Source organism: Bifidobacterium catenulatum DSM 16992 = JCM 1194 = LMG 11043 (assembly GCF_001025195.1).
GTDB lineage: Bacteria > Actinomycetota > Actinomycetes > Actinomycetales > Bifidobacteriaceae > Bifidobacterium > Bifidobacterium catenulatum.
Genome location: NZ_AP012325.1, coordinates 515,339 through 534,200 on the forward strand (window position 1 = coordinate 515,339; position 18,862 = coordinate 534,200).

Consider the following 18,862-nt stretch of genomic DNA (forward strand, 5'->3'; position numbering starts at 1 on the left):
TGCGACCCGGGTCCCCCGAATCTCTAGGAGACAAACTATGAAGCAGGGTATCCATCCTGATTATCACGCAGTGCAGGTTACCTGCTCTTGCGGCAACACCTTCGTCACCCGTTCCACCTACAACGGCGATCACATGACCGTCGACGTGTGCTCCAACTGCCACCCGTTCTACACCGGCAAGCAGAAGATCCTCGACACCGGTGGCCGCGTGGCACGCTTCGAGAAGCGTTACGGCAAGAAGGCCAAGTGAGTCTTATTGCTTAGGCAATGAAAAACGCCAGTCCGATTGTGGGCTGGCGTTTTTCATTAACGGATGCGTATGCGCTGCGTGCATGCGATTGGGATATTCGTAAGATGCGTGGAATGCCTGCGAAATACCGCGCTTCGGCAGCGTTTCCAAGGCACCTTATATGATGGATAGATTGAGTGGAGTTCAGCGAAGCGTTCACGCTGAAGCGCAGATTTATAAGCAGACAGAAAAGGCGTACATTGGCAGACGAGCAGTTCCCCGCGGCAGTTACCGCACTTGAGGAATATCACAATATCGAACAGCAGATGGCCGAGCCGGAAGTCGCGTCGGATCCGGATAAGATGCGTAAGCTGGGACGTCGTCACGCTGAGTTGGGCGTCATCGTTTCCGCATACACCGCATACAAGCAGGTGAAAGACGATCTGGAGGCAGCCAAGGAAATGGCTTCCGAAGATCCGGATTTCGCGGAAGAGGCGAAACGTTTGGAGAGCGAGCTTCCAGCGGCGGAGGAGAAGCTGCGTACCGCGTTGATTCCGCGTGATCCCGATGATGCGCGTGACACGATCATGGAAATCAAGGCGGGCACTGGCGGCGAGGAAGCGGCGCTTTTTGCGGGCGATTTGCTGCGCATGTACATGCGATATGCGGAAAAGCGTGGCTGGTCGGTTGCCGTGCAAAGCGAAAACACCACCGAGCTGGGTGGCGTCAAAGACGTGCAGCTTGCCATTCGCGCCAAGGGTACTCCTGCGCCGGAAGATGGCGTATGGGCGTCTCTCAAGTATGAGGGTGGCGTGCATCGCGTGCAGCGTATTCCCGTCACCGAATCGCAGGGTCGCATCCAAACTTCCGCGGCCGGTGTCATTGTGTTCCCGGAAGCCGACGAAGACGATGATGAGATTGAAATCGATCAGAAGGATCTGAAAATCGACATCTTCATGAGCTCCGGCCCGGGTGGCCAGTCCGTGAACACCACATATTCCGCCGTTCGTATGACCCACATTCCGACCGGCATCGTGGTGAGCATGCAGGATGAGAAGAGCCAGATCCAGAATCGTGCGGCCGCACTGCGCGTGTTGAAGAGCCGCCTGCTCGCCATGAAGCACGAGGAGGAAGCCGCACAGGCCGCAGACATGCGTCACTCCCAGGTGCGCTCGCTGGATCGTTCCGAACGAATCCGCACGTACAATTTCCCGGAGAACCGTATCGTCGATCATCGTACGAATTACAAGGCGTACAACCTTGACGCCGTGCTTGACGGCGATTTGCAGGCCGTCATCGATTCCGACATCCAGGCGGATGAGGCCGATCGTCTCGCCAACCAGAAGTAAGGCGTGGTTGTGGCTACGGTATTCGAAACGGTGCGTTCCTCCGCGGCCATATTGAGCGCGGCAGGTGTCGACACTCCGGAACATGACGTCAAACTGCTGCTCGCCGAAGCCTTCCACGTCGATTTGCGGGACGTGGACAAGGCCATGCTTATGGGAGAGGACGTTGGACATCTGAACAGTGCCTTGGCGTCCGATTCACCAGAATCGGGCGCTTGGGCGAATGCGAAAACCACCGGGAATACCGTCGCGGCGGCCATGGAACGGTTCCATTCCATGGTGGATCGTCGAGCCAAACGTGAGCCATTGCAACACATCACCGGCCATGCGCCGTTCCGCTATCTCGATCTGAAAGTCGGACCGGGCGTGTTCATTCCGCGTCCTGAAACCGAGTTGGTGGTGCAGGAAGGCATCGAATGGACCACCCGGCATGGCATGTACCGTGCCAAAGTGGTCGATTTATGCGCCGGTAGCGGTGCGATCGGCCTTGCTTTCGCCACGGAAGTGCCGGGCAGCGAAGTCTGGGCCGTCGAAAAAAGCGAACGGACCGCGCAGTGGACGCGTCGCAATCTTGACGAAACCACGAAACGGTATCCGGCGATCGCAGGTAATTATCATCTGGAAATCGCCGACGCCACGCAGATGCCGACACTGAACCAGCTTGACGGCACAATCGACATCGTGCTCACCAATCCTCCGTATGTGCCGCTTTCCGACATTCCCGTACAGCCAGAAGTACGCGATTACGATCCCGATCTGGCGTTGTATGGCGGTTCCGCGGATGGTACGCTCATTCCGGAGCGCATCATCTCACGCGCTTCGAAACTGCTCAAGCCAGGCGGGCTCATGGTAATGGAACACGATGTCACGCAAGGGGAGCGGCTTGCCGCTTTTGCACGTACTTGCGATTTCGTCGATGTTGTCGTGCACAACGATTACACCGGTCGTCCGCGTTATCTGACGGCAGAAAAGCAAGAAATCGGATAATACAAGACGTTTCACGGCATGCCGGTGAAAATATAGCCGGAAGTTGAGTCTCACTATAAGAACATTTTATGCATGGCGCTGTCCGTCGGGCTATAAAGAACAATCGGAATGCACATGAAGAACGGATGGCAGCCATAAGCGGCCGTTGCGGTTCCGCGCACGGGATTGAGATGAACATGAATGGCTTTCATGGTGCGCGTTGAGAGAAATGTGCGGCATTTTCAAGGAAAGAGGAAGAACGGAATGAACGTCAAGTTCTCCGCTAAGTGCGTTGCCGTGATCGCGGCAGGCGCAATGTCAATGTCCCTCGCTGCCTGCTCTGGCGGCAGCATGGACGGTTCCAGCAGCTCCAATGGTAGTGCGGCCAACAGCGATACCATCACGCTGGGATCCATCACCACCAACTCCGGTACCGCCGCCGCATACGGCGAGGCCGAAGTCGCCGGCTTCAAGCTGGCTGTGGACGAGATCAACGCCAAGGGCGGCATCAACGGCAAGAAGGTCAAGCTCGAGTCCATGGACGATAAGGGCGACGCCACCGAAGCCTCCAACGCCTTCAACAAGCTCGCCGGTGACAACAGCGTGCTCGGCGTGCTCGGTCCGACCATCTCCTCCACCACCGCAGCAGTGGCTCCGCTGGCCGATCAGGCCAAGCTGCCGGCCATCGCTCCGGCCGCCACCTCCGACTCCATCGAGACCGGTGGTTACATGTTCCGCACCTGCTTCAAGGATTCCTATCAGGGTGAGATTGCAGCCAAGTTCGCAGCCGAGACCCTGAAGGTCAAGAAGGTCGCCGTGCTATACGGCACCGGCGACCCGTACTCCTCCGGCGTGGGCAAGGCTTTCGCCGATGCCGCCAAGAAGGCCGGCCTTGAGGTCGTGGCAGAGGAGAATTCCTCCAGCGCCGACGACACCGAGTACTCCTCCCAGCTGCAGAAGATTCAGGCCGCTGGCGCCGAGTTCCTGTACGCTCCGTACTATTACTCCGTTGCTGGCCCGTACATCATCCCGCAGGCCCGTTCCGTCGGCTACGATGGTTATGTGATGGGTCCTGACGGCTACGATGGCCTGAAGATGACCGACGATAAGTCGCTGTACAACAATGTGCTCTACACCACCCATTATTCTCCAGACGACACCTCCAACGCCAAGGTACAGGACTTCATCAAGTCTTACAAGAAGGCCAACAAGAACGCCGATCCAAACACCTTCACCGCACTGGCCTATGATTCCGTGTACATGATGGCTCAGGCGATCGAGAAGGCCGGTAAGAACGCTACCCGCGAGTCTGTGCGCAACGCTATCTCCGGTATGAGCTTCGAAGGCGTGACCGGCAACTTCACGCTCGACAAGAAGGGCTCCCCGAAGAAGTCCGTCATCGTCCTTGAGCTTAAGGACGGCAAGCCTCAGTACAAGACCACCATCCAGCCATCCAAGTGATTTCCATCTGCTTGAAGGCAAGGATTTTGAAAGCCTGAGCATATAAGAGGAGGGGACCGGGAAACCGGTTCTCTCCCTTTCGCGTATCAAGGCGTTTTATCCATATTCGTCGGGTTCGAGAGCCTGACGGCAGACAAATTTTTGAAAGGAGGAATGATGGGCGATCAGATCATCATGTTCATCAGCCAGATCTTCAATGGTTTGAAGATCGGTAGCGTGTACTCGCTTGTGGCACTTGGCTACACCATGGTGTACGGCATCATTCGTTTGATCAACTTCGCGCACGGCGATTTCATCATGGTCGGCGCATATGTGCTGATGCTTACCATTCCGGCAATCGTCGCGTTCGGCCTGCCCGCATGGGTGGCCGTCATTCCTGCGATCCTCATGTGCGTGGCGGTGGGCGTCATCGTGGAGAGGGCCGCATATAAGCCGGTGCGTGAGAAGGGCAACAGCATGACGGCCCTCATCACCGCAATCGCCATGAGCCTGTTGCTGGAGAATGGCTCTCAGGCCATCTTCGGCGCCGATTACCAGACCGTGCCAACGATCATCCAGATTCCGACGCTGTCGCTCGGCAAGCTGAAGATCGACGGTGCGACCATCATCACCATCGCGCTCGGCGTCATCATCATGGTCGCGCTGCAGCTGTTCGTCTCCCACACCAAGCAGGGCAAGGCCATGCGTGCGGTTTCCGAAGATAAGGAAGCGTCGATTCTGATGGGCATCAACGTGAACTCCACCATCACGCTGACCTTCGCCATCGGTTCCGGCCTGGCTGCGGTGGCGGCGCTTATGTACTGCATTTCCTATCCGCAGGTGTCTCCGATGATGGGCGCGATGCTGGGCCTGAAGGCATTCGTCGCGGCCGTGCTCGGTGGTATCGGCTCCATTCCGGGCGCTATGGTCGGCGGTCTGGTGATCGGCGTGGTCGAAAGCCTGACCAAGGCGTATATCGGCACCATTACCGGAGGTGTGATCACGTCCGCGTTCTCCGACGCCATCGTGTTCGGTATCCTCATCATCGTGCTCCTGGTCAAGCCATCCGGCCTGATGGGCGAACCGGAAACAGAGAAGGTGTGATCCCATGAAGAAATCAATGCTTTCCACCAAACAGTCCTATCTGATGTGCGCGATCGGTGTGGTCGTGCTGTTCGGCATCCTGATGGGCGTATGTGAATCCGGCATGGCCAGCGCCTATATCAAAGGCATCATGATGACCATCTGCATCGCCATCATCATGACCACTTCGCTGAACCTCACTATCGGCGTGCTCGGCCAGCTTACGTTGGGCTGCTGCGGTTTCGAGGCAATCGGCGCGTATTCCGCTGCTTTGCTGAGCAAGCTGCTCGTCGCCAATGGCGTTGCGATGGATCCGACTTTGCGATTCCTGCTTACCACCCTCGTCGGTGGTGTAATCGCCTGCATTTTCGGTATTCTGGTTGGCATTCCTGCATTGCGTCTGCATGGTGATTACCTCGCCATCATCACGCTTGGCTTCGGTGAGATCATCCGCGTGATCATCCAGAACCTGAAGGTTGCCGGCGGCATGGGTCTCGACAAGGGTGCCGCAGGACAGGCGTTGATCGGCATCGACCGTCTCGCCAACCTGTATGTCGTGTTCTGGATTACCGTCGTCACCGTAGTGCTGCTGTTCATGTTCGCCCGCTCCCGTTACGGACGTGCCGTCAAGGCCATCCGCGACGACGAGATCGCGGCCAGCGCATCCGGCATCAACATCACTTACATGAAGGTGCTCGTATTTGCGATTTCCGCGTTCTTCGCAGGCATCGCCGGTGGCATCTTCGCACAGTACATCGGTTCGTTGAATCCGTCCATGGCCGGATGGCTGCAGTCGATCAATTACGTGATCATGGTGGTGTTCGGCGGTATGGGATCGCTGACCGGTTCCATCGTCTCCGCCATCGGCCTGACGATTCTTCCGGAATTGCTGCGCGCCTTCTCCACCTACCGCATGCTCGTGTACTCGGTGGCACTGGTGCTCATTATGATCTTCCGGCCGCAAGGCATCTTCGGCAACTGGGAATTCTCCCTGACCAAGACCATCAACAAGCTGTTCTACCCGATGAAGTTCAAAGCACACGGTAAGCCGAAGCAGGCCGAAACCGTTGAAAAGGTCAAGGCGTCCAAGGAATCCGGCAAGAACGCTAAGAAGACGACTGAAAAAGTCGAAACCGCTGAAAAGGTTGCTGAGACGGTCACCACTACCAAGGAGGCGAAGGCATGAGCGAGCCCATCCTCAAGGCCGAGCATCTCGGCATCACCTTCGGAGGCTTGAAGGCCGTATCCGACTTCAACATGACCATCAACTCCGGTGAGCTCATCGGTCTGATTGGACCGAACGGCGCAGGCAAGACCACTGTGTTCAACCTACTGACCGGCGTGTACCAGCCTACGGAAGGCGAGTTCTTCCTGGACGGCGAACGCATGAACGGCAAGAAGACGTACCAGGTAGTGCGTGCCGGAATCGCCAGAACCTTCCAGAATATTCGTCTGTTCGGTCAGATGACGGTGGAAGAGAACGTGCTGGTCGCGTTCAACGAATCGTTCAGCTACCACATGGGCGGCGCGATCTTCCGCACGCCGAAATTCTGGAAGCAGGAACGCGAAATGCACGCCAAAGCCATCGACCTACTCAAGATCTTCGGATTGGAAGGTCTGGCGGAAACCGAAGCCGCGAATCTGCCGTACGGCGCCCAGCGCAAGCTGGAAATCGCACGCGCCCTCGCCACCGGCATGAAGCTGCTTCTGCTCGACGAACCGGCCGCAGGCATGAATCCGACGGAAACCGAGGATCTGCTTAACTGCATCAACACCATCCGCAACCGTTTCGGCATCGCCATCCTGCTGATCGAACATGACATGAGCTTGGTGATGAACGTCTGCCAGCGCATCCAGGTGCTCGACTACGGACGCACCATCGCAGCCGGCACGCCGGATGAGATTGCCAACAATCCGCAGGTCATTTCCGCATACCTTGGTTCCGATGACGAAGATGACGAAAGCGAGGAGGAAGCCTGATGCTGGAAGTCAAGAACCTTTCCGTTTCGTACGGTGCCATCGAAGCCGTCAAGGACATCAGTTTCACCGTGAAGGATGGCGAGATCGTGTCCTTGATCGGTGCGAACGGCGCGGGCAAAACCACCACGCTGCACACCATCACCGGTCTGGTGCCGGCTAAATCCGGTTCCGTGATGTACAACGGCGTGGACTTGCTGAAAACCCACAGCAACAAGATCGTGACCCTCGGCATGGCTCACATTCCCGAAGGCCGTCACGTCTTTACGCGCATGAGCGTTGAGGAGAACCTCGAAATGGGCGCGTTCAGCCTGAAGGACCAGTCGAGCCTTAAGAAGGATCTTGACATGGTCTACGGTCTGTTCCCGCGTCTGAAGGAACGTCGCAACCAGAAAGCCGGCACACTGTCCGGTGGCGAGCAGCAAATGCTCGCGATGGGCCGCGCGCTGATGAGCCATCCGAAGACGATCCTCATGGACGAACCGTCCATGGGTCTGTCCCCGAAGCTCGTCAAGGAGATCTTCTCCATCATCCGCAAACTGCACGAGCAGGGCATCACGATTCTGTTGGTTGAGCAGAATGCCAAGATGGCGCTGTCGATCGCGGACCGTGCATACGTGCTGGAAACCGGCCGTATCACGATGGAAGGCGACGCCAAAGAACTGCTGAACAACGAGCAGGTGCGCAAGGCGTATCTGGGCGCATAAGGTCAGTTTCAACGTAGCTGAAGAATCCTGCCTTACAATGGTGGGGTCAGCAAGCCGAAAAGGGAGGTGTCATGAGCGAGATTCGCGCTATTTCAGACGAATCCCTTGCCCAGGCTGTCGAAATCGTACGTGACGGCGGATTGATTGTGATTCCTACGGACACGGTCTACGGCGTTGCGTGCGATCCGCGCAACATTGAGGCGATCCGTAAGGTGTTCGCGGCGAAGCAACGCCCGAAATACAAGTCGTTGCAGGTGCTGTTGCCGTCTATTGAAAGCCTGGAGAAGCTGCATTTGGATTTGCCGGTGCCGTTGAACCGCCTGTCCGCCATGTTCATGCCGGGCGCATTTTCTCCGATCGCTGTGGCGGGCGACAACTGCACGCTCGCCACGGTACGCACGGATCCCGCCACAGGAAAGGCCACGCAAGGCGTGCGCATTCCGAATTCCGCGGCCGCATTACGTGTTTTGCGTACTACCGGTCCGTTGGCCGCCACCAGCGCCAACCGTTCCGGCGATGAAAGCGCGCAAACCGTTGACGAGGCCGTTCAGGCGTTCGGCGATGCGGTGGATCTGTATTTGGATGGGGGAGCGACCCCCGGCCATGTGGCTTCCACAGTGGTGGCAGCCGACCCGCATGGGCGTGACGGCATTGCGATTCTTCGAGAGGGAGTGATTCGCGAACCGGTTATCCGAAAGGCCTTGACGTTGAATGGCGGTGCCTTGGGCGTATGAGAATCTATCTGTTCATTGCTGCGATTGCTGGTGGTGTCACCTATCTGATCACGCCGCTGATTCGCCATATCGCCATTGAGATCGGTGCGGTCGGCGAAGTGCGTGCGCGAGACGTGCACACCATTCCAACTCCGCGACTGGGCGGTTTGGGCATGTTGATCGGCTTCACTGTGTCGATGCTGTTCGCATCACGCATTCCGTTTATTCAGGGATTGTTCGCGCAATCGCAACAGGCGTGGGTGATTCTCGCCGGTGCCGTTATGATCAGTCTGCTGGGCATGGCCGATGATTTGTGGGATCTTGATTGGATGCTCAAGCTTGCCGGCCAGCTGCTGATTTCCGTGTTTGTGGCATGGGGCGGCTTGCAGATCATTTCGCTTCCGCTTGGTTCGTTGGTGACGGCATCGCCGAGCCTGTCGATGGCCATCACCGCGTTTTTGGTCGTCGCGTCCATTAACGCGGTCAATTTCGTGGACGGTCTGGATGGCTTGTCGTCGGGCATTGTAGCGATCGGCGGTATCGCGTTCGCCATTTATTCGTACATCATTGCCCGCAATTCACCTTCATACGCTTCGATGGCAACGCTGATTGACATTGCCATGGTGGGCATGTGCGTGGGCTTTCTGCTGCATAACTGGCATCCGGCGAAGTTGTTCATGGGGGACTCCGGTTCCATGCTGCTTGGTTATCTGATCACCTGCGCTTCGATTGTGATGACCGGTCGCCTTGATCCCGCCAGCATTCATGCCAGCATCTATCTGCCGGTGTTCATGCCGATTCTGCTGCCGATTCTGGTATTGTTCCTGCCGATCCTCGACATGTGTCTTGCGATTGTGCGCCGCTTGCGTAAGGGGCAGTCGCCAATGCATCCGGATCGTATGCACCTGCATCATCGCATGCTACGTATCGGGCATTCCGTGCAGGGTGCTGTGCTGATTCTGTGGGGGTGGGCCGCGCTGATCGCCTTCGGTTCGATTATGACGCTGTTTTTCAAGGCACAGCATGTGCTTATCGGATTTCTGATTGCGGCTGTGGTATTGACCGTCGCCACCATGCATCCGTATTTAAAGCATAGAATTCCTGAGATACTGGAAGAGGATGCTGCGGACGCCAGCAGGCACGCCGCGTTACGGTCATCGAAGTACGGCAAAAAATGATTAAACGCTTTGCCTAGCGGCATTGGTTGACTTTCATGGCACCTTTGTTTGCTGCTGATTTTGCCGTGTCGCGCTAAGTCAGCCCGCGTTCATATAGTAGGTTTATGGCTACAATTCCTGATATGAATGCAGATTCCACGTACGCTCCACTTCCTCCGATTTTCGCACAGCTTGGCCTCGCCTATGACGATGTGCTGCTGCTGCCGAACGAGACGGATGTCATTCCGTCCGAAGTGGATACGACCACCCATCTGACCCGCAACATCACGATGAAGGTCCCGGCGATTTCCGCCGCAATGGACACCGTCACCGAGTCCGATATGGCCATTGCCATGGCTCGTAATGGCGGCATCGGCGTGTTGCACCGCAATCTTTCCATCGACGACCAGGCTGCTCAGGTCGACATCGTCAAGCGCTCCGAATCCGGTATGATCAACGATCCGTTGACCGTCAGCCCGGATGTGACGCTGGCTGATCTCGACAAGCTGTGCGGTCGTTTCCATATTTCCGGTCTGCCGGTCGTTGACAACGACAACAAGCTCGTTGGCATCATCACCAACCGCGACATGCGTTTCATCGCATCCGAGGATTACGACCGCCTCAAGGTTTCCGAGGTCATGACCCGCGAAAACCTCATCACCGGTCCGTCCAACATCTCCAAGGAAGACGCCCACGACCTGCTGGCCAAGTACAAGGTCGAAAAGCTGCCGCTGGTCGACGATGAAGGCCACCTCACCGGCTTGATCACCGTGAAGGACTTCGTGAAGACCGAGCAGTACCCGGACGCCACCAAGGATGAGCAGGGTCGTCTGCGCGTCGCCGCGGGCATCGGCTTCCTGGGCGACGCCTATAACCGTGCTTCCGCTCTGATGGAAGCCGGCGTGGACGTGCTCGTGGTCGACACCGCCAACGGTGAGGCCAAGCTGGCTCTCGACATGATTCGTCGCCTGAAGTCCGATTCCGCGTTCAAGGGCGTTGACATCATCGGCGGTAACGTAGCCACCCGTCAGGGCGCTCAGGCCATGATCGACGCCGGTGTTGACGCCGTCAAGGTCGGTGTCGGCCCAGGCTCCATCTGCACCACCCGCGTGGTGGCCGGTGTTGGCGTGCCGCAGCTCACCGCAGTGTACGAGGCCGCTCAGGCCTGCCGTGCCGCTGGCGTGCCGTGCATCGCCGACGGTGGCATTCACTACTCCGGCGACATCGCCAAGGCTCTGGTTGCCGGTGCCTCCACCGTCATGCTCGGTGGCACCCTCGCAGGCTGCGAGGAAGCTCCGGGCGAGAAGGTGCTGCTGCACGGCAAGCAGTACAAGCTGTACCGTGGCATGGGCTCCCTCGGCGCCATGGCTCCGCGTGGCAAGAAGTCCTACTCCAAGGATCGCTACTTCCAGGCTGACGTCACCTCCAACGACAAGGTCGTTCCGGAAGGCGTTGAAGGCGAAGTGCCGTACCGCGGACCGCTGAACGCAGTGCTGTATCAGATGATTGGTGGCCTGCACCAGTCCATGTTCTACATCGGCGCCCACAACATCGCCGAAATGCCGGAACGTGGCCGTTTCATCCGTATCACCGACGCTGGCTTGCGCGAATCCCATCCGCACGACATCGTCATGACCGCCGAAGCCCCGAACTACTCCGGCCGCCAGTGATTACTGAATCCCAGTAATCAATAATCGGTAAAAGCCTCTTACTTCTCGGAAAAGACCGAAAGTAAGAGGCTTTATTCATATCCGCAACGTGAATATTTATCACCGAACGTCGCCCTATCGCCAAGTAGCGGCATTGGTGCATGAAGCAAATCGCGAAAAAGCGTGACTTTCCAGTGCGTAGGCCTTCCAATCTCCCTACCTCGCGGTATCTTCGAATGTTCAGCTGAAGCGTGCCAAGCGGCACGCGCACACGCAAAGGAAACGAGGCAAGATGGTTGACGCACATGACGGTGAAACATACACGGCGAAGGATTCACGCCTGATCTGGATCGACTGCGAGATGACTGGTCTTGACATCTTCCACGACGAACTGTGCGAGATTTCCGTAGTGCCGACGGACTTCGACCTCAACGTGCTCGACGAAGGCATCGATTTCGTGATCAAGCCTTCCGATGCGGCCGTGGCTAATATGAACGATTTCGTGCGCGCCATGCACACCCGTTCCGGACTCATCAACGAATGGGAGAACGGCCTGAGCGTCGAAGAGGCTGAACGGAAAGTCACCGAATACGTGTCCCGCTTCACCCCGGACGGCGTCAAGCCGCTGCTCGCAGGCAACTCCATCGGATCAGACAAAAAATTCCTCGACCGTTACATGCCGAACCTCATGGAACACCTGCACTACCGCGTAATCGACGTGAGCACGCTCAAAGAGCTTGCCCGCCGCTGGTATCCGGCCGTATACAACAACCGTCCGCCGAAGAACGGCGGACATCGCGCGCTCGCCGACATCATCGAATCCCTGGATGAACTGCGTTACTACCGTAAGGCGTTCATGGCAGCGGCGCCCGGTCCTGACGCAGCCGAAGCCAAAGCGATCGCCGATCAGATCGTGGCAACCAGCATTTTGAACAACAACTGATTCTGCATATCGCATAATCGTTGGAAAATCTGATATTCCAACGAAAACATGGAAAGGACTCCAGTGAGCGCAGCCGATTGGACCAGCATCGAAATCCCGCAAGACATTCGCTTGGTGGTTGCCGATATGGACGGCACCCTGCTTGATGAGCATAGCGAGATTCCGCAAGGTTTTTGGCCGATGCTTGCGCGGTTGCGCTCACGAGGCGTTGAATTCGTGCCGGCGTCCGGACGCCAGTACGCTACCTTGCGTGCCATGTTCGCCGATAAGGCGGCGCAGGTGCTTGACGGCGGAGAACTTTCGTATATCGCGGAAAACGGCAATGTCGTGGCCATTGACGGTAATATTGCCGAAGTGCACGGCGTCGATACCGATGTGACCCGCTGGACCATCGACACGGTGAACGCTTCTGCCGCGGTTGGCGAATATGATATGGGATTGGTGCTTTGTGGCCTGCGCACGGCATACGTGCAGCGTACGGACAAGCCATTCCTTGACGAAGTCGGCAAATATTATGCGGCACTGGAGATTGTGGACGATCTGCATAGCGTGCTTGAAGATGTGATCGCATCAAACGGCGAAAGCGACACCATGCTCAAACTGGCGATTCTCGATTTCGACGGTGCCGAAGCGATGGCCGCGGAAAAGCTGACGCCACTGAAAAACGATTATCAGGTGGTGGTTTCCGGCAAACTGTGGGTCGACATCATGAATGCTGCAACCGATAAGAAGCAAGGCGTCGAAGCGTTGCAACGCGTGCTTGGCGTTACTGCGGCCCAAACGGCGGTATTTGGCGATTATCTTAACGATTTGCAGATGCTCTCGGCGGGGCAGTGGTCGTTCGCCATGGGCAATGCGCACCCCGCGTTGAAGCAAGCTGCGCATTTTGTGGCTCCATCCAATGCCGATCACGGGGTGCTTCAGGTTGTCGACAAGCTGATTGCGTAAGGAAGCCGTTTTTCGAAATTGATGGTCGAACGAACAGGAAAGGCGGTGCGGCATGCGGCAGGCTGAGGCATTGGCGATTCTGCAAAGTGGTACGAGCGTCTTTCTGACAGGCGCGCCGGGTGCCGGCAAGACTTACGTGCTTAACGAGTTCGTACGTCAGGCCCGTGCCGAAGGTGCGGCGGTGTCGGTGACGGCGTCCACCGGTATCGCGGCCACGCACATCAACGGGCAGACCATTCATTCATGGAGCGGTGTCGGACTTGCCAACGCGCTCACCGACAATCTGATCAAAACCATACGTACCCGACGTAAACGTAAGTTGCAAGGCGCTGACATTCTCATCATCGACGAGGTTTCCATGCTGCATGCGTGGCTGTTCGACATGGTCGATCAGGTGTGCCGCATCATTCGCCGTGACCAGCGCCCGTTCGGCGGGCTTCAAGTGGTGCTGTCCGGCGATTTCTTCCAGCTTCCGCCGGTGAGCGTGGGTGGACGCAACCACGATCTGGTCACACCAAGCCCGGAATTCGTGGCTTCCCGCGAACGATATGCGAACGCGGGACTCAATCCAGACGGTTTCGTCACTGAATCATTAGTATGGCGGGAATTGAATCCTGCGATCTGTTACCTGACCGAACAGCATCGTCAGGATGACGGCAGTCTGCTCACCGTGTTGACCGATATTCGCAACGGTTGCGTGAACGACGACGACCGCAATGTACTCCTCACCAGGCTGGGCGCAATTCCCGAACCTGGTCAGCAGGCCGTCAATCTGTTTCCCGTCAACAAGCAGGCGGACACGCTCAACGACATGCGCCTGTTCGAAATCAGCGAGGAACCGCACGAATATTTCGCTGAAGCCGCAGGGCCGGTCAATCTGGTGGAACGTTTGAAGAAAAACATGCTTGCCCCCGAACGTTTGCAGCTCAAAACCGGAGCTGCGGTGATGGCTGTACGTAACGACACCGACCACCAATTCGTGAACGGATCATTGGGCACCGTGCGCGGATTTGCCGCCGAAAACAAGGGCGGATGGCCGATTGTTGAATTTGAAAACGGCAATGTCGTTACCATGAAGCCGAATTGCTGGGAAATGATGGACGGCGACACAGTGCTCGCCAGCGTCAACCAGGTGCCGTTGCGCTGTGCGTGGGCGATCACCATCCACAAATCGCAAGGTATGACGCTCGACCGTGCGGTGATGGATTTGCGGCGCACTTTCGCGCCCGGCATGGGGTATGTGGCGTTGTCTCGTGTGGAAGGTCTGCAAGGCCTGTATCTGAACGGTGTGAACGAACGCATGTTTTTGGTTTCGCCCGATGCGGTGCGATTGGATGGTGAGTTGCGTCTCGCCTCGGCGCAGGCATCCGATATGTTGGCTCATGATGGCATCGCCGCGTTCCAGCAGATGACTGCAGCCTCAGACGATGACGAGTTCGCGCAGGATGCGCTGTTCTAGTACGGCGATTGCCTCGTTTGGCATTTACGATGTTTTTGGGATTCGACGGATATGACTGTTGTACTCCGTCTGTGTGCTGCCATGCATTGGTGAACGGGTGGTCGGATTGGGCGTTACGTCCCCTTGCCTGAGTAGTTTTGAGCGTATGACTAAAGCACTTCGTATGTCCACCATGTTCCTGCGCACCCTGCGTGAGGATCCCGCCGATGCCGATGTTGTATCGGATAAGCTTTTGCAGCGTGCCTGCTACCTGCGCAAGGCCGCTCCGGGTATTTGGACCTGGCTGCCGCTGGGCCTGAATGTTCTGAACAAGATCGAAAACATCATCCGTGAGGAAATGGCTTCGATCGACGCTCAGGAAGTTCACTTCTCCGGTCTGCTGCCGCGTGAACCGTATGAGGCCACCCACCGTTGGGAAGAATATGGCGACAACATCTTCCGTTTGAAGGATCGCCATGAGGCCGACTACCTGCTGGCGCCGACCCATGAGGAAATGTTCACCCTGCTGGTCAAGGACCTGTACTCCTCCTACAAGGATCTGCCGGTTACCCTCTACCAGATTCAGACCAAGTATCGTGACGAATTCCGCCCGCGTGCAGGCCTGATTCGTGGCCGTGAATTCATCATGAAGGACGCCTACTCCTTCACGCTCGACAAGGAAGGCCTTGTCAAGGCGTATATGGACGAGCGTGGCGCCTACGAGCGTATTTTCAACCGTCTCGATTTGAAGTATGTGCCAGTGCACGCCATGGCCGGCCCGATGGGCGGCTTCGAATCCGAAGAGTTCCTTGCCCCGATGGAAATCGGTGAAGACACCTTCGCACAGTCGCCGAGCGGTAAGGCTTGGAATGTTGAAGCGCTGACCACTCCGGAACCGGAAGCCATCGACTTCAGCAACACTCCAGCCGCTGAAAAGCGTCCGACGCCGAATGCTGAAACCATCGATCAGATGGTTGAATTCGCCAATGCCAACCATCCGCGTTCCGATGGCCGCGCGTGGGAGGCTTCCGACATTCTGAAGAACGTGGTGATCGCCGTGATGCATCCGCAGGATGACGATCATGATGAGCCGTGGCGAGAACTGGTGGTTGTCGGCGTGCCTGGCGATCGTACCGTTGACATGAAGCGTCTTGAAGCGCAGTTCACTCCGGCTGAAATCGAAGAGGCCACCGACGAGGATCTGAAGAAGCATCCGGAACTCGTCAAGGGCTATATCGGCCCGATGGCGTTTGGCCCGCAGGCTCGTGGCGGTGAAAAGGCTGAAAACGCCAATGAAACCGGCGAAGCGTTGCGTTACCTCATCGACGCGCATATCGCCCGCGGTTCCGCATGGTTCACCGGTGCCGATGAAGCCGGCGTCGACTACTACGATCTCGTGTACGGCCGCGACTTTGAGGCCGACGGCGTGGTGGAGGCCGTACAGGTTCGCCACGGCGACATGAGCCCGGACGGTTCCGGACCGCTGAGCTTCGAACGCGGTGTGGAAATCGGTCAGGTGTTCCAGCTTGGCCTGAAGTATTCCAACGCGCTCGGTCTGAAGGTGCTCGACCAGAACGGCAAGACCGTGCCGGTATGGATGGGCTCCTACGGTATTGGCGTGTCTCGTGTGATGGCTTGCATCGCTGAAACACACCATGACGAGAAGGGCTTGGCATGGCCGGCCATCATCGCTCCCGCCCAGGTGCATGTGGTGGCCACCGGCAAGGATGCGGCCGCATTCGAAGCCGCCGAGCGACTGATCGCCGAGCTGGAAGCCAAGGGCATCGAAGTGATCTTCGATGACCGCAAGAAGGTTTCCCCGGGTGTCAAGTTCAAGGATGCCGAGCTTATCGGTGTGCCGCTGATCGCCGTCGCAGGCCGCGACACTGTCAACAATGGCACCATTGAAGTGCGTGACCGCAATGGCGAGAACGCCGAAGCCGTGCCTGTTGCCGACGCCGCCCAGATGATCGCCGAGCGTGTTGCCGCACTGCTGAAGTAATAATCGTATTTTTTCTGATTATTTCATCATATAGACGGAAGATTATGGAAATTCCATAGTCTTCCGTTTTTTTATCTAGAAAACAGATGGAAGGAAGTATGATTTTGCGGAAAACATTTATGGGGTTGTTGCCTGTTACCGAACTGTTTGTTTTCTTAAGTAATCCTATGTTATAATAAATCTCATGTTGGTAAAGGAATGGGCCAGACTGGAAGGATTGCATCCGCAGACCGTGTGGAAATGGTGCCGTCAGGGCACCATGCCCGTTCCTGTGGAACAGACGCCGACCGGCATGTGGCTCATCCACGACCCGAAATACGAGACCATGCCGCAATCGAAAAGCATGGAACCCCGCACCGTCTGCTATGCGCGAGTATCCAGCGGCGACCAAAAGAACGACCTGCAACGTCAAGCCGACCGGTTGAAGGCGTTCGCTCTTAGCATGGGCGTCGAGAAGCCCGAGGTGGTCACGGAGACGGGTTCCGGCATGAACGACAGGCGGCGCAAGCTCAACCGGCTATTGTCCGACCCGACCGTGGGCACGCTGATCGTGGAGCACAGGGACAGGCTCGCCCGCATGAACGCGGGGCTGGTGGAGAGCGCGTTGAAAGCGCAGGGACGCCGAATCATCGTGGTGGACGACACGGAGCTGGACGACGATCTGGTGCGCGACATGACCGAGGTGCTGACCTCGTTCTGCGCCCGGCTGTACGGGCGTCGCGCAGCCAAGCGCAAGACGGACGCGGCGTTGAAGGCGGCACGCGATGCTTGAGGCGGTCAAGGTGGCGCTTGACCCGACGCCACGGCAGGAACGACTCTTGGAGTCCCATGCTGGTGCGGCGCGGTTCGCCTACAACGCGGGACTCGCTCATGTCAAGGACATGCTCGAACGCGGCGATAAACCCGAATGGTCGTACTACGCCCTGCGCAGGTGGTGGAACCAAGCCAAGAACACACTCGCCGTGGACGAGACCACGGGAGAAACATGGTGGCCGGAGAACAGCAAGGAGGCATACAACAGCGGCCTCGAATCATTGGCCGACGCCCTGAAGAACTTCTCCAAGTCCCGCAAAGGGCGGCGGAAAGGCCGCAGGATGGGCTTCCCACGCTTCAAATCCAAGGACAAGGCGGTTCCCGGATTCGCGTACACGACGGGTTCGTTTGGCCTCATTGACCGTGACCCTCATGCGCTGCGGCTCCCGAAGATAGGCCGCGTGCACTGCATGGAGAACGTGTCCAAGCGAGTGGACGGCGCGAAGGCGCTGCGCATGAGCGTATCCAAGCGTGGTGGACGCTGGCAGGCCAGCCTGACCGTCGAACGCGCCGACCTGCCGATTCCATCGCCGCCGAAAGGCGGGAGCGTCGGCATCGACTTGGGCGTGAAGGAACTCGCCACATTGTCGGACGGCACCGTGATACACAACCCGCACGCGCTCAAATCGAACCTCAGACGGCTGAAGCAAGCCCAACGGAATCTGAGCCGCAAGCAGAAGGGCTCCAACCGCCGCCGCAAGGCGAGAGCGCAGGTCGCCCGACTATGCGCACGGGTGGCGAACCTGCGTTCGGACGCGCTCAACAAGACCACCGCCATGCTCGCCCATACCTACGCGGACATCAGCATCGAGGACTTGAACGTGGCGGGCATGATGAAAAACCACAGGCTCGCCCAATCGGTTCAGGACGCCTCGTTCTATGAATTTCGCCGTCAACTAACTTATAAGGCCGCACGCACCGGCGCAAGACTCCATGTCGTCGACCGCTGGTATCCAAGCTCGAAGACCTGCTCGAACTGTGGGATGGTGAAAACCAAACTGTCCTTGTCCGAGCGCGTCTACCATTGCGAGGAGTGCGGGCTTGCCATTGACCGTGATGTGAACGCGGCCATCAACATCCAAGTCGCCGGGAGTGCCCCGGAGACGTTAAACGCGCGTGGAGGAAGCGGAAGACGGGCCAACGCATCGCGTCGGGCAACGCGGCATCCGGCGAAACGCGAACCAAGCGGCGGCGAGAGTCGCGTGAGGCTTGGAGCTGACCTTGGCAACGAGGCCATGCAGATGACTTCGCTCTAGCGGCAAGCTAAAACAAAGTCATCTACAACGGCAAACAAACTAAAAACCATGCACATATCGACAGTGCATTGCTGTGGATAAGTGAGATTTATCCACCGACTATCCACGACTCGCCCGAAATGGCGTCCTCTATCCACATTTGTCGGTTGCGCTTGTGCCAGTATGGTCGAATCGGGGATAGTGGGTTCTACCGCG

17 protein-coding genes are annotated in these 18,862 nt (G+C 57.5%); all 17 read left to right on the forward strand.

Annotated elements, in window-relative coordinates; translation table 11 throughout:
* Positions 1–37 precede the first annotated feature (37 nt).
* The 17 genes from rpmE to tnpB all read left to right on the forward strand — a co-directional run bounded on the left by rpmE (position 38) and on the right by tnpB (position 18,667).
* On the forward strand, positions 38–250 hold the full coding sequence (gene rpmE / locus BBCT_RS02165) for a 50S ribosomal protein L31 (protein WP_003808371.1): 213 nt from the start codon (positions 38–40) through the stop codon (positions 248–250).
* Between the two features lie 239 nt (positions 251–489).
* Entirely contained in the window at positions 490–1,578 is a 1,089-nt protein-coding gene (prfA, locus tag BBCT_RS02170; RefSeq protein WP_033500916.1) for a peptide chain release factor 1, read from the forward strand.
* A 9-nt stretch (positions 1,579–1,587) separates the two neighbouring features.
* Positions 1,588–2,562 (forward strand): peptide chain release factor N(5)-glutamine methyltransferase, encoded by a 975-nt coding sequence (gene prmC / locus BBCT_RS02175; protein WP_033512392.1) that lies wholly within the window; start codon positions 1,588–1,590, stop codon positions 2,560–2,562.
* 243 nt (positions 2,563–2,805) lie between these two features.
* Positions 2,806–4,002, forward strand: a complete 1,197-nt coding sequence (locus BBCT_RS02180; protein ID WP_033512389.1) for an ABC transporter substrate-binding protein — start codon at positions 2,806–2,808, stop codon at positions 4,000–4,002.
* Positions 4,003–4,158: 156 nt separating this feature from the next.
* Positions 4,159–5,085: a branched-chain amino acid ABC transporter permease gene (locus BBCT_RS02185; RefSeq protein WP_099570879.1), complete on the forward strand. Its 927-nt coding sequence runs from the start codon at positions 4,159–4,161 to the stop codon at positions 5,083–5,085.
* A gap of 4 nt (positions 5,086–5,089) precedes the next feature.
* Positions 5,090–6,250 carry a branched-chain amino acid ABC transporter permease gene (locus BBCT_RS02190; protein WP_003835686.1) on the forward strand — a complete coding sequence of 387 codons (1,161 nt, stop codon included), beginning with the start codon at positions 5,090–5,092 and terminating at the stop codon, positions 6,248–6,250.
* Positions 6,247–7,044, forward strand: a complete 798-nt coding sequence (locus BBCT_RS02195) for an ABC transporter ATP-binding protein (protein WP_003835688.1) — start codon at positions 6,247–6,249, stop codon at positions 7,042–7,044. Before BBCT_RS02190 ends, BBCT_RS02195 begins: the two co-directional genes overlap by 4 nt.
* Positions 7,044–7,748 carry an ABC transporter ATP-binding protein gene (locus BBCT_RS02200; protein ID WP_003835690.1) on the forward strand — a complete coding sequence of 235 codons (705 nt, stop codon included), beginning with the start codon at positions 7,044–7,046 and terminating at the stop codon, positions 7,746–7,748. The genes BBCT_RS02195 and BBCT_RS02200 overlap by 1 nt, the downstream gene beginning before the upstream one ends.
* 71 nt (positions 7,749–7,819) lie before the next feature.
* Entirely contained in the window at positions 7,820–8,482 is a 663-nt protein-coding gene (locus BBCT_RS02205; RefSeq protein ID WP_003835692.1) for an L-threonylcarbamoyladenylate synthase, read from the forward strand.
* On the forward strand, positions 8,479–9,639 hold the full coding sequence (locus BBCT_RS02210) for an MraY family glycosyltransferase (RefSeq protein WP_003835693.1): 1,161 nt from the start codon (positions 8,479–8,481) through the stop codon (positions 9,637–9,639). Before BBCT_RS02205 ends, BBCT_RS02210 begins: the two co-directional genes overlap by 4 nt.
* 104 nt (positions 9,640–9,743) lie before the next feature.
* The gene (guaB, locus tag BBCT_RS02215) at positions 9,744–11,288 is read left to right on the forward strand and encodes an IMP dehydrogenase (protein WP_003835694.1); all 1,545 of its coding nucleotides are present in this window, start codon (positions 9,744–9,746) and stop codon (positions 11,286–11,288) included.
* A gap of 271 nt (positions 11,289–11,559) precedes the next feature.
* Positions 11,560–12,210, forward strand: coding sequence for an oligoribonuclease (gene orn, locus BBCT_RS02220; protein ID WP_003835696.1), 651 nt, complete (start codon positions 11,560–11,562; stop codon positions 12,208–12,210).
* A 63-nt stretch (positions 12,211–12,273) separates the two neighbouring features.
* A complete protein-coding gene (locus BBCT_RS02225) occupies positions 12,274–13,158 on the forward strand; it encodes a Cof-type HAD-IIB family hydrolase (RefSeq protein WP_033512387.1) in 885 nt (294 codons plus the stop codon).
* 52 nt (positions 13,159–13,210) lie between these two features.
* The gene (locus BBCT_RS02230) at positions 13,211–14,617 is read left to right on the forward strand and encodes a PIF1 family DEAD/DEAH box helicase (RefSeq protein ID WP_003835699.1); all 1,407 of its coding nucleotides are present in this window, start codon (positions 13,211–13,213) and stop codon (positions 14,615–14,617) included.
* Between the two features lie 145 nt (positions 14,618–14,762).
* On the forward strand, positions 14,763–16,598 hold the full coding sequence (locus tag BBCT_RS02235; RefSeq protein ID WP_003835701.1) for a proline--tRNA ligase: 1,836 nt from the start codon (positions 14,763–14,765) through the stop codon (positions 16,596–16,598).
* 184 nt (positions 16,599–16,782) lie between these two features.
* A complete protein-coding gene (locus BBCT_RS02240) occupies positions 16,783–17,370 on the forward strand; it encodes an IS607 family transposase (protein WP_003835702.1) in 588 nt (195 codons plus the stop codon).
* Positions 17,363–18,667, forward strand: a complete 1,305-nt coding sequence (gene tnpB / locus BBCT_RS02245) for an IS607 family element RNA-guided endonuclease TnpB (RefSeq protein WP_003835704.1) — start codon at positions 17,363–17,365, stop codon at positions 18,665–18,667. Before BBCT_RS02240 ends, tnpB begins: the two co-directional genes overlap by 8 nt.
* Positions 18,668–18,862 lie beyond the last annotated feature (195 nt).

What these genes read in the sequence shown, in the direction of transcription:
- BBCT_RS02210 (WP_003835693.1), top strand. Translation starts at nt 8,479, where the DNA reads ATGAGAATCTATCTGTTCATTGCTGCGATTGCTGGTGGTGTCACCTAT.
- BBCT_RS02230 (WP_003835699.1), top strand. Translation starts at nt 13,211, where the DNA reads ATGCGGCAGGCTGAGGCATTGGCGATTCTGCAAAGTGGTACGAGCGTC.
- guaB (WP_003835694.1), top strand. Translation starts at nt 9,744, where the DNA reads ATGGCTACAATTCCTGATATGAATGCAGATTCCACGTACGCTCCACTT.
- BBCT_RS02185 (WP_099570879.1), top strand. Translation starts at nt 4,159, where the DNA reads ATGGGCGATCAGATCATCATGTTCATCAGCCAGATCTTCAATGGTTTG.
- BBCT_RS02205 (WP_003835692.1), top strand. Translation starts at nt 7,820, where the DNA reads ATGAGCGAGATTCGCGCTATTTCAGACGAATCCCTTGCCCAGGCTGTC.
- orn (WP_003835696.1), top strand. Translation starts at nt 11,560, where the DNA reads ATGGTTGACGCACATGACGGTGAAACATACACGGCGAAGGATTCACGC.
- rpmE (WP_003808371.1), top strand. Translation starts at nt 38, where the DNA reads ATGAAGCAGGGTATCCATCCTGATTATCACGCAGTGCAGGTTACCTGC.
- BBCT_RS02190 (WP_003835686.1), top strand. Translation starts at nt 5,090, where the DNA reads ATGAAGAAATCAATGCTTTCCACCAAACAGTCCTATCTGATGTGCGCG.
- tnpB (WP_003835704.1), top strand. Translation starts at nt 17,363, where the DNA reads ATGCTTGAGGCGGTCAAGGTGGCGCTTGACCCGACGCCACGGCAGGAA.
- BBCT_RS02200 (WP_003835690.1), top strand. Translation starts at nt 7,044, where the DNA reads ATGCTGGAAGTCAAGAACCTTTCCGTTTCGTACGGTGCCATCGAAGCC.
- BBCT_RS02195 (WP_003835688.1), top strand. Translation starts at nt 6,247, where the DNA reads ATGAGCGAGCCCATCCTCAAGGCCGAGCATCTCGGCATCACCTTCGGA.
- BBCT_RS02180 (WP_033512389.1), top strand. Translation starts at nt 2,806, where the DNA reads ATGAACGTCAAGTTCTCCGCTAAGTGCGTTGCCGTGATCGCGGCAGGC.
- BBCT_RS02240 (WP_003835702.1), top strand. Translation starts at nt 16,783, where the DNA reads ATGTTGGTAAAGGAATGGGCCAGACTGGAAGGATTGCATCCGCAGACC.
- BBCT_RS02235 (WP_003835701.1), top strand. Translation starts at nt 14,763, where the DNA reads ATGACTAAAGCACTTCGTATGTCCACCATGTTCCTGCGCACCCTGCGT.